Source organism: Flavobacterium seoulense, from assembly GCF_000695795.1.
GTDB lineage: Bacteria > Bacteroidota > Bacteroidia > Flavobacteriales > Flavobacteriaceae > Flavobacterium > Flavobacterium seoulense.
The window spans coordinates 61,557-75,886 of the sequence record NZ_JNCA01000009.1 but is presented as its reverse complement, the minus strand read 5'-3'; the positions used below and the strand labels follow the sequence as shown (position 1 = coordinate 75,886).

Genomic DNA, 14,330 nt, shown 5'->3' with positions numbered 1-14,330 from the left:
TTACTTGGTTTTTTTGTTTTTTTGTCTTTTATTTTTTTTGAGAAAAATTGATATAGCCTTGTTCAATACCATTGGCTTCAATTTCGTTTAAAGCAAGCACTAAAGTTTGTGCTAATCCGTCAACTTTATTTAAATCTTCGTCCCAGAAAGCTGTATTGCTTAAAACACTAGCTACAACTGCATCTAAATCTTTTAATTCCCATGCTTTTTTGAATGCTTCAACTAACTCCGGAGTATCTTTTACCGGTAAAGCTTCGTTATTCCAAGTCCCTTTGTAGAATTGGATCAAACAAGCTAATGAAAAAGTTAAACTCGTAGGAAGTTGTTTAGTAGCATTATAATATCCTAATAAACTCGGTAAAACTCTCACTTTGAATTTTGAGATTGAGTTTAAAGCGATATCAGCAAGCGCATGCTTGATAAATGGATTTTTGAAACGATCCATTACTTCTTCAGCATAAGCCGTGATTTCGTTTTTGTCCATAGGAAGCGTTTCACTAATTTCACTGATAACATTATCAACAAACGGTCCGGTAAAACCACCGTTAACTGTTTCCATAACTAATTTGTTACCATATAAAAGAGAAACAGGAACCATCGCAGTATGAGCTCCATTCAAAATACGAACTTTAATCATTTTGAAAGGACGAATATCATCAACAATCTTCACATTCAAATCTGTTTTGTGGAATGGTAATTTTGCTTTTAAATCTTCTCCTCCTTCAATTGCCCAAAGGAAAAATGGCTCAGCAGCAACAATTAAATTATCCTGATAATCTAATTTGCTATTGTAGTCTTCAATTTCAGCTCTTGGATATCCAGGAACAATTCTGTCCACCAAAGTACTGTGGTAAGTACAAGCATCAGAAACCCAAGTTTTGAATGCGTCCTCTAATTTCCATAAATCAACATATTGCAAAATACATTTTTTCAATGCTTCTGAGTTATAATCAATCAACTCACAAGGAATGATTGTCAATCCTTTAGCAGCATCTCCATTAAAATGTTTGAATCTTTCGTATAATAAAACAGTCAACTTTGCAGGAAATGAAGCTGGTGGCTGCATATCCGGAGTATCAGTATTAACAAATTCAATACCTGCTTCAGTAGTATTTGAAACAATAAATTGCAATTCTTCTTCTTTAGCTAATGCTAAATAATCAGCAAAATTACTATAAGGATTTATAGCTTTTACAATATTAGAAATTAACTGAATATCTTGGATTTTTTCACCTTTTTTGATTCCGTTCATAAACAACGTATAAAGACCATCCTGATCATTAATCATGTCTACCATACCACCTGCTAATGGCTGAACAACCGCAATTCCGGCATTGAAATCAACTTCATTATTCAATCTTTGAAAAGCATAATCAACGAAAGCTCTTAAAAAGTTACCTTCACCAAATTGAACTACTTTAATTGGGTTTAATTGCTCTAAACCTCTATTTTTTCTGTTTAATTTTTCCATTTTAATACTACTAAATTATTTTAAAGCAGTTTTCTCATAATAGTTCAAACGATTGAATCATTCAAGAATTCTGCAAATTTACATTAAAAAAACATTTAGGGATAAATATATTTTGAAAATATTTACCCCTAAAATAAATCTTATTATTTATTTCTAAGCTCTTTAATCGTTGTTATGGTCTCTTTTACTTTTTGAGTTAATCCGGCATAATCCTTAGTTTTTAAAACTTCAGCTGAGATTAACTGAGAACCAATTCCAACACAGTAAGCACCAGCATCAAACCAAGATTTTAAATTATCTCTTTCTGTAGAAACTCCACCAGTAGGCATAATGTTTGTCCAAGGACATGGTCCTTTAACACCTTTGATAAATTGTGGTCCGTAGATTTCCCCAGGGAACAATTTAACAATCTCGCATCCTAATTCTTCTGCTCTGGCTATTTCAGATAATGTACCACAACCAGGAGACCATAATACTTTTCTACGATTACAAGCTATAGCAATATCTTCTCTGAATACTGGAGTTACAATAAAATTAGCGCCTAATTGCATATACAATGAAGCAGCCGCAGCATCCGTTACTGATCCTACCCCCATTATCATTCCAGGTAATTCTTTGATAGCATATTTTGTCAATTCAGCAAAAACTTCGTGAGCGAAATCTCCTCTGGCAGTGAATTCCATCAAACGGGCACCACCATCATAACAAGCTTTCAAAACATTTTTACTTAATTCCAAATCATTACTAAAAAACAAAGGAATCATCCCTGTTTCTTTCATTGCAGTAGCAACTTCTATACGTGTAAATTGAGCCATTTTATATCTTTTTATCTTGAAACCTTACCTGTGAAATCTCCGTCAAGTAATTTTTCAATTTCATTTTTAGTAATTAAATTATAATCTCCGTAGATTGTGTGTTTTAAACAACAAGCAGCAACAGCAAAGTTTAATGCTCTTTGTTTATCCAAAGGCTCTTCATTCAATCCGTAGATTAAACCTCCCATAAATGCATCACCACTACCTACTCTGTCTACAACTGGAGTTACTTCTTGTACAGCCGCTTTGAAGATTTCTTTTCCATCATAAAGGATTCCTCCAATACGCTGATGAGAAGCACTTACAGAATAACGTAAAGTTGTTGCCATGTATTTTAATTCAGGACAAAGCTTAAAAACTTCGTCATAAACAGCCGGCAAAGTTTTTTCTTTTTGATAATCAGGATCTACTTTATCTAAACCTAACATAAAGTTAGCTGTATCAATATCACCTAAAATAATGTTACTGTACTTTAACATTTCAGGCATAACATCTTTAGGCTGTTTACCATAATTCCACAATTTAGAACGGTAATTCAAATCGGTAGAAATAGTCAAACCTAATTCATGAGCCACTTGGATTGCTTCCATACAAGCTTCGGCAGCCGATTCTGAAAGAGCCGGAGTAATACCGCTCCAGTGAAACCAGGTTGCATCTTTTAATATTTCTTTCCAGTCAAATTCTCCTTTTTTCAAAGTTGACATTGAACTGTTAGCTCTGTCATAAATTACATTACTTGCACGCGTACTGGTTCCTGTTTCAAGGAAATAAATCCCTAAACGATCGCCACCTTTCAGTACATTTTGACAATCTACATCCAATTTACGCATTTCGTGAATAGCGCAATTTCCTAATTCATTATCAGGTACTTTAGTTACAAATTCCGCTTTCATTCCGTAATTTACAAGCGAAACAGCTACATTAAATTCTCCCCCACCATAGGTTGCTTTATAAGACTCAGCCTGAGCAAACCTCAAATGTCTGTCTGTAGACAAACGCAGTAGAATTTCTCCAAAAGTGACTACTTTTTTCAAGTGAAATATTTTTATAAATTATACTTTAATTATTTTACCGGAAATTTGAAATATTCCTTAGCATTACCGTAACTAATGTCAGAAACCATTTTTCCAATCCATTCCATTTCAGAAGCCGGTAATTCCCCTCTCTTGATTTCATCTCCTAAAAGATTACAAACAATACGACGGAAATATTCGTGTCTTGGGAAAGATAAGAAAGATCTAGAATCAGTCAACATTCCCACAAAACAACTAATCAAACTCATATTAGAAAGAGCGTTTAATTGTTTAATCATTCCGTCTTTTTGATCTAAGAACCACCATCCTGAACCAAATTGTACTTTACCTCTAACACTTCCGTCGTTAAAGTTACCAATCATGGTAGCCATCACTTCGTTATCAGCAGGATTCAGGTTATAAATAATAGTTTTAGTCAATTTATCTTTAGAATCTAAAGCATTTAAGAATGCAGATAGTTTTTGAGCTTGTGGGTAATCACCAATAGAATCCCATCCTGTATCAGGACCTAAGATACGGTGCATACGAGCATTGTTGTTTCTCAAAGCACCTAAGTGAAATTGTTGAACCCATCCAAATTCATGGTAAGTTTCACATAAGAACACTAAGATAGCACTTTGGAATTTCAAAGCTTCTTCATTGCTGATTGCCTGGTTTTCTCTTTTCTTTTTGAAAATAGCAACCACTTCGCTTTCAGTATAATTTTCAAAATAAATTTGGTCTAATCCGTGGTCACATAGTTGACAACCATTCGCATTAAAATACTCAATTCTGTTTCTTAAAGCCGCTTGTAAATCAGCATAAGTATTGATCTCGATAGATGCTTTTTGTCCTAAAACATCAAGGTATTCGTTGTAACCGTCATTAGCAATTAAAATCGCTTTATCAGGACGGAAAGCTGTACTCACTGTAGTTTTGAAATCACTTTTAGCCAATTGCTCGTGGAAATCCAAGCTATCAATAGGATCCTCAGTAGTACAAACTAATTCAGCATTAACTTTTCTAAGCAAGTTTCTTGTGCTGTATTCAGCAGAATTTACTTTAGCAGAAGTCTCTTCGTAAATTCTTTCAGCTGATTTTTCGTTTAATAAATCAGTAATATCAAAATAACGAGCTAATTCTAAGTGAGTCCAGTGGTACAATGGATTACGCATTGTATAAGGAACTGTTTTTGCCCAGTTTAAAAATTTATCTTTATCAGAACCATTTCCTGTAACAAATTGTTCGTTGATTCCCAATGTACGCATTGCACGCCATTTGTAGTGATCTCCTTTAATCCAAACATCAGTAATGTTGTTGAAGATTTTATCTTCGGCAATAAACTGAGGATTCAGGTGATTGTGGTAATCAATAATAGGTTGATTTTTAGAATAATTATGATATAATTCTTCTGCGTATTTATTTTCTAATAAAAAGTTATCGTTTATGAAAGTGCTCATTATAATTTTCTTAAAATATTAATCTTCGTTTGATGGTTTACCGATAGTAGCTAAAATTCCACCATCAACATATAAAATATGACCGTTTACAAAATCACTTGCCTTAGATGACAAAAAGATAGCTGCTCCGGCTAAATCACTTGGATCTCCCCATTTAGCAGCTGGCGTACGGCTGATGATAAAATCATTAAACGGATGACCGTCAACACGAATAGGTTTTGTTTGTTCTGTAGCAAAATACCCAGGACCAATTCCGTTGATTTGCACATTGTATTTAGCCCATTCTGTAGCCATATTTTTAGTCAGCATTTTCAAACCACCTTTGGCAGCAGCATAAGCCGAAACAGTACTACGACCTAATTCGCTCATCATAGAACAAATGTTGATGATTTTACCTTGTCTTCTATCGATCATTCCTTTAGCAACATACTTAGAAACAATAAAAGGACTCACTAAATCAATATCAACAACTTCTCTAAAATCAGCCACTTCCATATCTAACAATGGAATTCTCTTAATGATTCCAGCATTGTTGATTAAGATATCGATTGGTCCCACTTCGCTTTCGATTTTCGCAACAGCTTCTTTAACTTGTGACTCTTCAGTCACGTTAAATTTATAACCTACAGCGTTGATTCCTTCGCTTTTTAATTCTGCTACAGCATTGTCAATTTTTTCCTGTGAAGAATTTCCGTTTACAACAATCGTTGCTCCGGCTTGCCCTAATCCTTTAGCCATTGCCATTCCCAGTCCGTGAGTACTTCCTGTAATAAGAGCAACTTTTCCTTGTATATCAAATAAATTTGTCATTTTTTTATCTTAAATCAGTGATTTTACAAACATCCATATCTCCGTAATCCAGGTTTTCACCAGCCATACCCCAAATAAAAGTATAATTTGAAGTTCCAGCTCCTGAGTGAATAGACCAAGGTGGAGAAATTACTGCCTGGTGATTGTTCATCCAGATGTGTCTTGTTTCCTGCGGTTCACCCATAAAGTGACAAACCGCTTGATTTTCCGGAATATCTAAGTAAAAATACACTTCCATACGACGATCATGAACGTGAGCCGGCATTGTATTCCAAACACTTCCCGGTTTCAATTCAGTCATTCCCATTTGCAATTGACAAGTAGTTACCACACTTCCAATAATCATTTGGTTTACTGTACGGTGATTAGCTGTTTCCATCGTACCCAAGTGTAATTTATTAGCTTCAGCTAAACTTACTTTTGCTGTAGGATAAGAGGTGTGAGCCGGAGCAGAATTAATATAAAACTTAGCAGGATTTTTAGCATCTGCACTTTTAAATATTACTTCTTTATTTCCGCTACCAATATATAAAGCATCTTTAAATCCTAGTTCGTACGTTTCCCCTTCAACAACAACAGAACCATGTCCTCCTACATTGATGATTCCAATTTCTCTACGCTCTAAAAAATAGCTTGACTTTAAAGGATCGATTGTTTCAAGAACTAAATCTTTAGTAACAGGAACTGCTGAACCTGTGATATATCTATCATAATGCGAGTAAGTAAATGTAAGTTCATCTTCCTGCATTAAGTTATCAATCAAAAATTCATCTCTTAATTGCTTAGTATCATATTGTTTTACTGCTTGAGGGCTAGAAGCGTATCTAGAACTATAATTCGCCATAATTATTCTGTTTTAATGTAATCGATTACAAAGGTATTAATTTAATTTATTTTTATATCTACTTTTATGAAAACAAGTTGTTGACAAAAAGTTAAAAAACCAAAAAAAGCCCTCTTAAACTTAAGAGAGCCTTTTTTATTTATTCTTTTTACAAATCAGTTATTGGAGCATATTTAGGCACTAACGATTTCATAACCGCCCAACCTATTAAATAACACACTGCACAAATAGAGAAGATAATAAAGTAACCTGCTTCTATACCTTTAAAGCCTAGGAAAACCATATCTGTTTCTTTAGTATAATCAAACAAAACTCCTGATCCTTTATTAATAACTGTAGATCCTAAGCCACCCGCTAAACCACCAATACCAGTAATTGTTGCAATTGCTTTTTTAGGAAACATATCTCCTACAGTTGTAAAAATATTAGCAGACCAAGCCTGGTGTGCTGCACCTGCAATACCAATTATAATTACCGGCAACCAATAAGAAATATAACCTAATGGCTGAGCCACTAATGCTAGTAGAGGAAAAAATGCAAATATCAACATTGCTTTCATTCTTCCTTCATAAGGATTCATTCCTTTTTTCTCTACGAAATAAGTTGGCAACCAACCTCCAATAATTGACAACAATGTTATCATATACAATACAAATAACGGGAAAGCTGCTTCTGTAGAATCCATTCCGTAAACTGAACTTAAATAAGCCGGAGTCCAGAATAAGAAAAACCACCAAACACCATCAGTCATGAATTTACCAAAAGCAAAAGCCCATGTTTGTTTGTATTTAAAACAATCTTTAAAACTTACTTTTGTAGTCGTTTCAGGAACATAACCTGCTATTTTACTATCAGCAACATCATCTTGTTGAATATATTCTAATTCACCAGCATTCACTCTTGAGTGTCTTTCTGGTTTATCATACATAAAAATCCAGAATCCCATCCAAACAAATCCTAAAGCACCAATAATGATGAATGACATTTCCCATCCAAAAGATTTTGCAATAAAAGGAATTGTAATTGGCGCAGCCAATGCTCCTACTGTTGCTCCGGCGTTAAAAATACTAGTAGCAAAAGCTCTGTCTTTTTTAGGAAAATATTCAGCTGTAGTTTTAATTGCCGCAGGAAAGTTCCCAGCCTCTCCAACTGCCAAAACAAAACGAGCAAAAATAAACAAAGTAACACTTACATTAATTACCAGAGCCGTATCGTTCACAGTTTCAATAGCTTCTTTAGCCCCTTCAAAACCTACAAACCAGTTTCCTGTTATAATTCCAGAAGTTGCAATTCCTGCAAAAGCATGTAAACAAGCACCTATAGACCAAACTCCAATTGCCCAAAGAAAACCTTTTTTAGTATCCATCCAGTCTACAAACTTCCCTGCAAAGAGCAAAGAAACTGCATAAAAGATAGAGAACAAAGCTGTAATATTTCCGTAATCGTTATTTGTCCAATGAAACTCAGGTGCAATAAAATCGTTCCATGTTAAAGACAGTACTTGTCTGTCTAAATAATTAATAGTAGTTGCAAAAAACAATAACGAACATATAGTCCAACGATAGTTTCCAACAGCCTTGTTTGTTTGATTCATAATCAGAGATTTTTAAATATATTATATTTGGTTAAATTTAAATATTCAGTACAAGCCTAAAAAACAGCCATTAAAGCTATAAAAAAGGTAAAAAACTAATAAACAATCTATTAAATCATAGCTGCAAACGAACAATAATCTGCAAAAGATGATGCAATCGATTACACAAATGTAATTCTTAATAATTGAAACACAAATGTTTTCTCTTAAAATTAAAAAAATCTAACATAAATAAACATATTATTTAAAAATTAAACCCTTAATTTAAACATCCGCTAATTTATATATTAAATTCTATAATTAGCGAAACTATTCAACCAAAATTATGCCAAAAAATTAATTTTTATTGAATATTCGTTAAAAATGAAATTGAACAAAGAAATGTTTAAATCTGAGTTGTTCTAAGCATTAAATGATTAAAAAAATCACTTAATCAATCGGCTTGGAGAATAACCAAATTGTTTTTTAAAACATCTGCTAAAATACAAAGGATCATTAAAACCTACCTTGTCAGCTACTTCTGAAACATTGTATGTTTTTAATTTGAGTAATTGCGCTGCTTTTTTAAGACGAACGGTGCGTATAAATTCATTAGGAGACAAATCAGTCAATTGTTTTATTTTTCGATACAATTTAGACGAACTCATTCCTAGTTCAGCACACATAAAATTAGCAGTAAGTTCCGGATCACTAATTTTTTCTTCGATTAAACCTGTAATACTCGCGATAAAATCGACATCTAATTGTGAATGTGTTAAGGTTGCCACATCACTTTCTATCTCACCTGAAAATTTTTGTTTTAACTCAATTCGGGTTTTTATAATATTATCAATTCGGGTTTTTAACAATGAAGGATCAAATGGTTTGACCATATATTCATCAACTCCTAAATTATAACCTTTAATCTTGTTTTCATTTTCAGACAATGCTGTTAACATAATTAATGCGGTATGACTAATTTCCTCATCGCTTTTCAAAGTTTCGACAAACTGAAAACCTCCCATAACCGGCATCATCGCATCGACAACACAAAGTGCCGGTTTTATTTTTTTACAAAGATGCAGTCCTTCATCACCATTTTCGGCCTGATACACTTTATAGTAATCTGATAAATAATCAACAATAAAAAAACGAAGTTCGGCATTGTCTTCAATTACTAAAATATTCTGTTTTAGTTCTGTATTTTGATTGGGTTTCTTTACAGTATCCAGAGGAGCGTACTCCACCTCGGCTTCTTTGTATTCAATATCAAAAACCTCACTCTTTTTATAACTGCTTTTAGAAATAGGTAATTCAAATGTAAAAGTACTTCCCTGCAATGGAACACTTTTTAATTTCAAATGCCCGCGGTGTACCTCAACTAAAGAAATCACTAATGACAAACCAATTCCTGAACCTGTATTGTTCTTTTTACTGGTTTTTACCTGATAGAATCTGGAAAAAATCTTTTTCTGACTTTCTAATGGAATTCCAATACCATCATCACTTACTTCCACAATCAATTTATTTTCTCCATCATTTTCCTTTACTCCAATAAATAAATCTACAGTTCCAAAATTGTTAGTAAACTTTAAAGCATTCGATAGTAAATTGTATAAAATTTTATGGTATTTATCTACATCAATCCAGCCTTCGAGACTTTCAATTTCGTAATTAAAATGAAAATTAATTTCTTTTTCCTGAGCTAATTGTCTAAACGAATCAAAAACTGTTTGGGTGTTAGCAATAATTTCAGTTTTAGAAACTTTTAGCTTTAACTCTCCCGATTGTGCTTTTCTAAAATCAAGAATTTGATTTACTAACAATAACAACCTACTTGCATTTTGATAAATTAAATGCAGCTTCGATTTATCATAATCAAAACCTTCTTCCTGTTCTAATAATTGTTTCGCAGGACCTAAAATCAAAGTTAAAGGTGTTCTTAATTCATGAGAAATGTTCGTGAAAAACTGTAATTTTTCATTAGACAAACGTTCATCACTGTCTCTTTTCACTCTTTCTAATAAAAGCGCTTGTCGTAATTTAATTCGGGATCTAATTTCTTTTCTAATATAATAAGCTGACACTGAAAACAACAAAATCAATAACAGGAAAATTTTAGTATTTGTCCAAAAAGGAGATAAAATCGTGATATTATAAGCCTTCGTTTTACTCCACACACCATCACTATTACTGGCTCTTATTTTAAAAACGTATTTATTTGGATTCAAGTTGGTGTACTGAATTGTTCTTGCATCACTGGTAGTTGTAATCCAGTTTTTATCAAAACCTTCGAGCATATACTCAAACTTATTAAGCCTCTCATTTGTATAGGAAGGTGTCGAAAACTGAATAGAAAAATTTCGATTATCAAAATTAAGTTCTACCTCTTTATTGCTATTAATATCTTTATAAAATGGAATTTGACCGTTAATTTCTACTCCTGGAAAAACTTCTTCGTTTTGAACTTTGAACTCGGTAATAATAGGTTGTGGAGAAATTTTATTCTCTTTTATCTTATCGGCAGAAAAATAGATAATACCATTTTTACCACCTAAATAAATAGTCGAATTATTTAAACTGTAAAATCCTTTAGAGCTAAAAACATCTAATCGGTTTCCGCTATCAACATAATAAATATTTATCTTTTTTGATTTCTTTTTGTATCGGGCAATACTATTGTTATTAATATTTAACCATAAATAACCATCATTGTCCATTTCTAAATCGGTAATCCACTTACCATATAGTTCTTTAGGTTCCAGAATAGGAATAAAATTATCTTTTTTAGCATCATAAATCCCTAAACCTTTCACTGTTGCTACCCAGATATCTCCGTTGGTATCAATCAAAATATCACTGACATAATTAGCCGGAAGTCCTATTTTTTCATCTTCTCCTTTTAAATAAATCTTAAGTTTTTTGGTCTTTAAATTATACTTAGCAACACCCGTTTCGGTAGCGAACCATAAATTTTTAAATCTGTCGGCCTTAATTTTACTAATTTGGAAATTAGGCAATAAAACACCTTTTGGCACTTTAACATCTAATGTTTTTGGATCTACAATTACAGCGCCTTCTCCAAAAGAACCTACCACCAAAGTATTTTCGTCAACAACTAAAAAAGAAATTATCGGAGAGTTTTTAATTCCCACATCAACTAATCTAGAACTATTTGATAAATAATTATAGACTACTATTTCTCCATTCCACAAACCGCAATATACCGTTTTTCCATCATTCGAGTAAACACTGGCAATATCGTTTTTGCTATTATGTAACGGAACGAAAGATTTATCTCTGGAAACAAAAAGCCCGTTGTATCTTGTTGCTGCTATGACGTTTCCATCATAAGTTTTTGCAAATCCTCTAATATTAGGTTTTTGATTGTCATTATACAGTGAAATGTCCTTACTAATTTTAAACTGATCGCCATAAGGGTCATATTTATCTAAACCGTCTTCGGTTCCTATCCATAAAACTCCTGTTTTATCGAAATATAAAGAATTAACTAAATTCCCTACTAACGAACTATCATCAGTAAGTTTAGAGTAATAACGTTGGAAATTTCCATTGGCTACATTTTCTAACTGATCACAAACCACAAGTCCTCCCAGAGTTCCTAACCAATATTTCCCATCAGGAGCCTGAGCGACAGAAATAAAATAAGGTCCTAACTTATTTCTTAAAACGGCATCGTTTATGTACAGATTTTCAAATAAGTTTTTTGCTTTGTTTAACTTGTAAAGTCCGTCCCTCGTCCCTACAAAAATATCCGCTTTTACATCTTCATATATAAAATTGATGTATGGATTTTTTTGATTGGAATTAGGAATTGATAAGGTATAAGTAGTAATCTTTAAAATTTCGCCTTTTGTTCCTAATATAATTTTAGCTACTGATCCTTTACCAAAACTTCCTATCCAGATATTTCCTTTTTTATCCTGAAATATCTCTTTGATATAATCAAATCCTTTGATATTAATCTTTGAAAAACGCTGCTCTTTTGGAGAATAAACAGCAACTCCTTTAGACATTGTTCCTACCCAGACTCTCTTGAATTTATCTACATGAACCGAACGAATTTCGTCCTCAGGCAAGCTATTTGGATCGTTTTTTTTATTAAAAAAAGTAGTAAAAACATTGGTATCCATTTGATAAAGCGTAAGCCCTTTTCTGGTTCCTATCCATAAATCATGCGAAGCTTCATCAAGTTCTAGTGCAGTAATATCATCATTATAGAGTTTGTTTTTTCCAAATTCAGAACTCATATAAGGCTTAAACTGATAACCGTCAAAACGATTCAAACCAAAGAAAGTTCCCAGCCACATAAAACCGTTCTTATCCTGAACAATATGTCTTACCGAATTATACGAAAGTCCATTATTTTCATTATAATGCTCGAATTTTATATTCTGTCCCACAAGTTTGGACACAGTAATCAATAGAAGGAAAACTATAATTACTTTAGATTTCATAAGTTGGTTTGGTTGGATGGTTTGGTTTTTGAACAAATTTAATTGCGAATACTATTCCGTTTCAAATTTATAATAAATTTATCAGATGGAGCAGCTTTTAAAAACTTTTCAAAAATGGAGCAAAACTCATAAAAAGAAGTTTGGATTGCAGTAGGCTTTTCTAACAATTGATACTGTTTTTTATACGAATCTATAATTATTTTGTATTGATTTATTCGCTTAACGCCAATGTCCTTTAACGCTAATTCATCTGCAGAATACATTCGATGATAATCAAAAATAAAATCAAAACCAGTCCAGTTTTCGTTCTTGTATTTTTCTTTTTTCGAAGCAGAAACATGAGCTAAAGTCATTAAGTCTTTTGCTGTAGTTTTCAACATATAATCTTTGAATTCTACAGGCCAATCTTTCTCAAGAAATCGGCTTCGAACCAATTCTTTTAAATGCCAATTAGTAAATTCCTGATAATTTTTGGCTTGTAATATTCCTTTGTCCCATATTTTAGGATCATTACTATTTTTTAAATAAGCATATTCCTGTTCGTACAAAGGAAAAAGCGTTTTAAATCCGGGAACCGAATCAATAATAACCGTATTTATTTCTACCTTATTTTTATTTTTGATTGTCAAAATTTTATATCCTGGAATATATGCCGCCAGCGATGGAATTTGAATATTAAATAATCCTTTACCATTATCATACTTTCGAACTCCGGTATCATTTATGTGCATGTGCCCTGCAAAATGAAGCTGTACTCCTGCATTAGCAAAAATTTGCGCTACTTCTTCACTTGGAACTCTGTGCAACTGCATTTTATCTTCGCCAAATAACTGCTTCATCATTTCCGAAGCGTCATCATTAAATTCCACCATAGGATAATGACTAAAAGCAATAAGCGTTTTTCCTTTTTTCTTTGCTTCTTCGACTACTTTTCTTGCCCAGCTTATGAGATGTTTTTTATGAGTCAAAACTGTATTGTACCCCACTCCCGGACCATTATAATTCAATGGATTTTTAGGATTTTCTTTTACGGCTTCTTTTGGCACATACACATTTCCGTCAATGGCTAATAACCAAACGTTATTTTGAGTTTCGACTAAATAACTCAAATCGGGCACTATAGTATTATAAGGTGGAATGTTATAATTTCGTTTGTCAATTGAAGCTTGTGCTACAGCTTTTTCAAAACTATAGTTATCATAATTGTAAGTTGCAAAAGGAGTTTCCCAATAGGTATTTTCTTTTTTTGGAAAAAAACCAAAATCGCCTAGTTCCTTTAAAACTTCGGCATAACCCATGGTTCCAATATCTTTGGTAATCACAACAGCAAGTTCATCTTTGCTTTTAGGAATGTACATTCCTGTTTTACTCATAATTACCTGTTCTTTTCCTCCAATACCTAAAAAATCAGTCTTTCCGGCATCAGTCAAATAAGGTTTGGCAACATCATGGTTTCCTGTAGTAATGATAAAATGAATTCCATGTTTTTTCGAATAATCATCTAAAATTCGCTTTAATCCCCGAATATTTATTGGCTGACCATCATCACTAAAATCTCCAGGTAAAACCACCGTTTTTATCTTTCGTTTCACCACATCATCCAAAGCTGCCAGAAAAGCAAAATAATTTTCATTGAACAATCTGGTCGATTGCAATTGCGACTTCATGGTTCGAACCAAAGTATATTTACCATCTAAAGGATTCGAAATTCCTTTGTAATCCGAATCCCGAAATGTACCATAAATGTCTAATAAATGAACATCTGACAGAAAGGCAATCTGAGTATTTTTAGACTTATTCTTAACCGAAGTACAGGAAATAACAATAAAAAACAGGCCGCCAATTATCCACTTACAATAGTTCATT

The 14,330-nt window shown here is 32.9% G+C and carries 9 protein-coding genes; all 9 read right to left on the bottom strand.

Going from position 1 to position 14,330, the window contains the following annotated elements; translation table 11 throughout:
- Window positions 1-28: 28 nt before the first annotated feature.
- A complete protein-coding gene (locus FEM21_RS05035) occupies window positions 29-1,471 on the bottom strand; it encodes a tagaturonate reductase (protein WP_035658568.1) in 1,443 nt (480 codons plus the stop codon).
- A gap of 143 nt (window positions 1,472-1,614) precedes the next feature.
- On the bottom strand, window positions 1,615-2,286 hold the full coding sequence (locus tag FEM21_RS05030; RefSeq protein ID WP_035658565.1) for a bifunctional 4-hydroxy-2-oxoglutarate aldolase/2-dehydro-3-deoxy-phosphogluconate aldolase: 672 nt from the start codon (window positions 2,284-2,286) through the stop codon (window positions 1,615-1,617).
- Window positions 2,287-2,297: 11 nt separating this feature from the next.
- Window positions 2,298-3,320: a sugar kinase gene (locus FEM21_RS05025; RefSeq protein WP_035658563.1), complete on the bottom strand. Its 1,023-nt coding sequence runs from the start codon at window positions 3,318-3,320 to the stop codon at window positions 2,298-2,300.
- Between the two features lie 29 nt (window positions 3,321-3,349).
- Window positions 3,350-4,759: a glucuronate isomerase gene (uxaC, locus tag FEM21_RS05020; RefSeq protein ID WP_035658561.1), complete on the bottom strand. Its 1,410-nt coding sequence runs from the start codon at window positions 4,757-4,759 to the stop codon at window positions 3,350-3,352.
- 18 nt (window positions 4,760-4,777) lie between these two features.
- Window positions 4,778-5,569, bottom strand: coding sequence for a gluconate 5-dehydrogenase (locus FEM21_RS05015; RefSeq protein ID WP_035658560.1), 792 nt, complete (start codon window positions 5,567-5,569; stop codon window positions 4,778-4,780).
- Between the two features lie 4 nt (window positions 5,570-5,573).
- Window positions 5,574-6,413, bottom strand: a complete 840-nt coding sequence (gene kduI / locus FEM21_RS05010; RefSeq protein WP_035658558.1) for a 5-dehydro-4-deoxy-D-glucuronate isomerase — start codon at window positions 6,411-6,413, stop codon at window positions 5,574-5,576.
- Between the two features lie 148 nt (window positions 6,414-6,561).
- Window positions 6,562-8,007 carry an MFS transporter gene (locus tag FEM21_RS05005; RefSeq protein WP_035658557.1) on the bottom strand — a complete coding sequence of 482 codons (1,446 nt, stop codon included), beginning with the start codon at window positions 8,005-8,007 and terminating at the stop codon, window positions 6,562-6,564.
- A gap of 425 nt (window positions 8,008-8,432) precedes the next feature.
- Window positions 8,433-12,464 carry a hybrid sensor histidine kinase/response regulator transcription factor gene (locus FEM21_RS05000; RefSeq protein ID WP_035658554.1) on the bottom strand — a complete coding sequence of 1,344 codons (4,032 nt, stop codon included), beginning with the start codon at window positions 12,462-12,464 and terminating at the stop codon, window positions 8,433-8,435.
- 38 nt (window positions 12,465-12,502) lie between these two features.
- Window positions 12,503-14,329 (bottom strand): metallophosphoesterase family protein, encoded by a 1,827-nt coding sequence (locus FEM21_RS04995; protein ID WP_035658723.1) that lies wholly within the window; start codon window positions 14,327-14,329, stop codon window positions 12,503-12,505.
- Window position 14,330: the final 1 nt, after the last annotated feature.

Coding starts and splice junctions, on each gene's coding strand:
- FEM21_RS05035 (WP_035658568.1), bottom strand. CDS start 1,471: ATGGAAAAATTAAACAGAAAAAATAGAGGTTTAGAGCAATTAAACCCA.
- kduI (WP_035658558.1), bottom strand. CDS start 6,413: ATGGCGAATTATAGTTCTAGATACGCTTCTAGCCCTCAAGCAGTAAAA.
- FEM21_RS04995 (WP_035658723.1), bottom strand. CDS start 14,329: ATGAACTATTGTAAGTGGATAATTGGCGGCCTGTTTTTTATTGTTATT.
- uxaC (WP_035658561.1), bottom strand. CDS start 4,759: ATGAGCACTTTCATAAACGATAACTTTTTATTAGAAAATAAATACGCA.
- FEM21_RS05000 (WP_035658554.1), bottom strand. CDS start 12,464: ATGAAATCTAAAGTAATTATAGTTTTCCTTCTATTGATTACTGTGTCC.
- FEM21_RS05015 (WP_035658560.1), bottom strand. CDS start 5,569: ATGACAAATTTATTTGATATACAAGGAAAAGTTGCTCTTATTACAGGA.
- FEM21_RS05030 (WP_035658565.1), bottom strand. CDS start 2,286: ATGGCTCAATTTACACGTATAGAAGTTGCTACTGCAATGAAAGAAACA.
- FEM21_RS05005 (WP_035658557.1), bottom strand. CDS start 8,007: ATGAATCAAACAAACAAGGCTGTTGGAAACTATCGTTGGACTATATGT.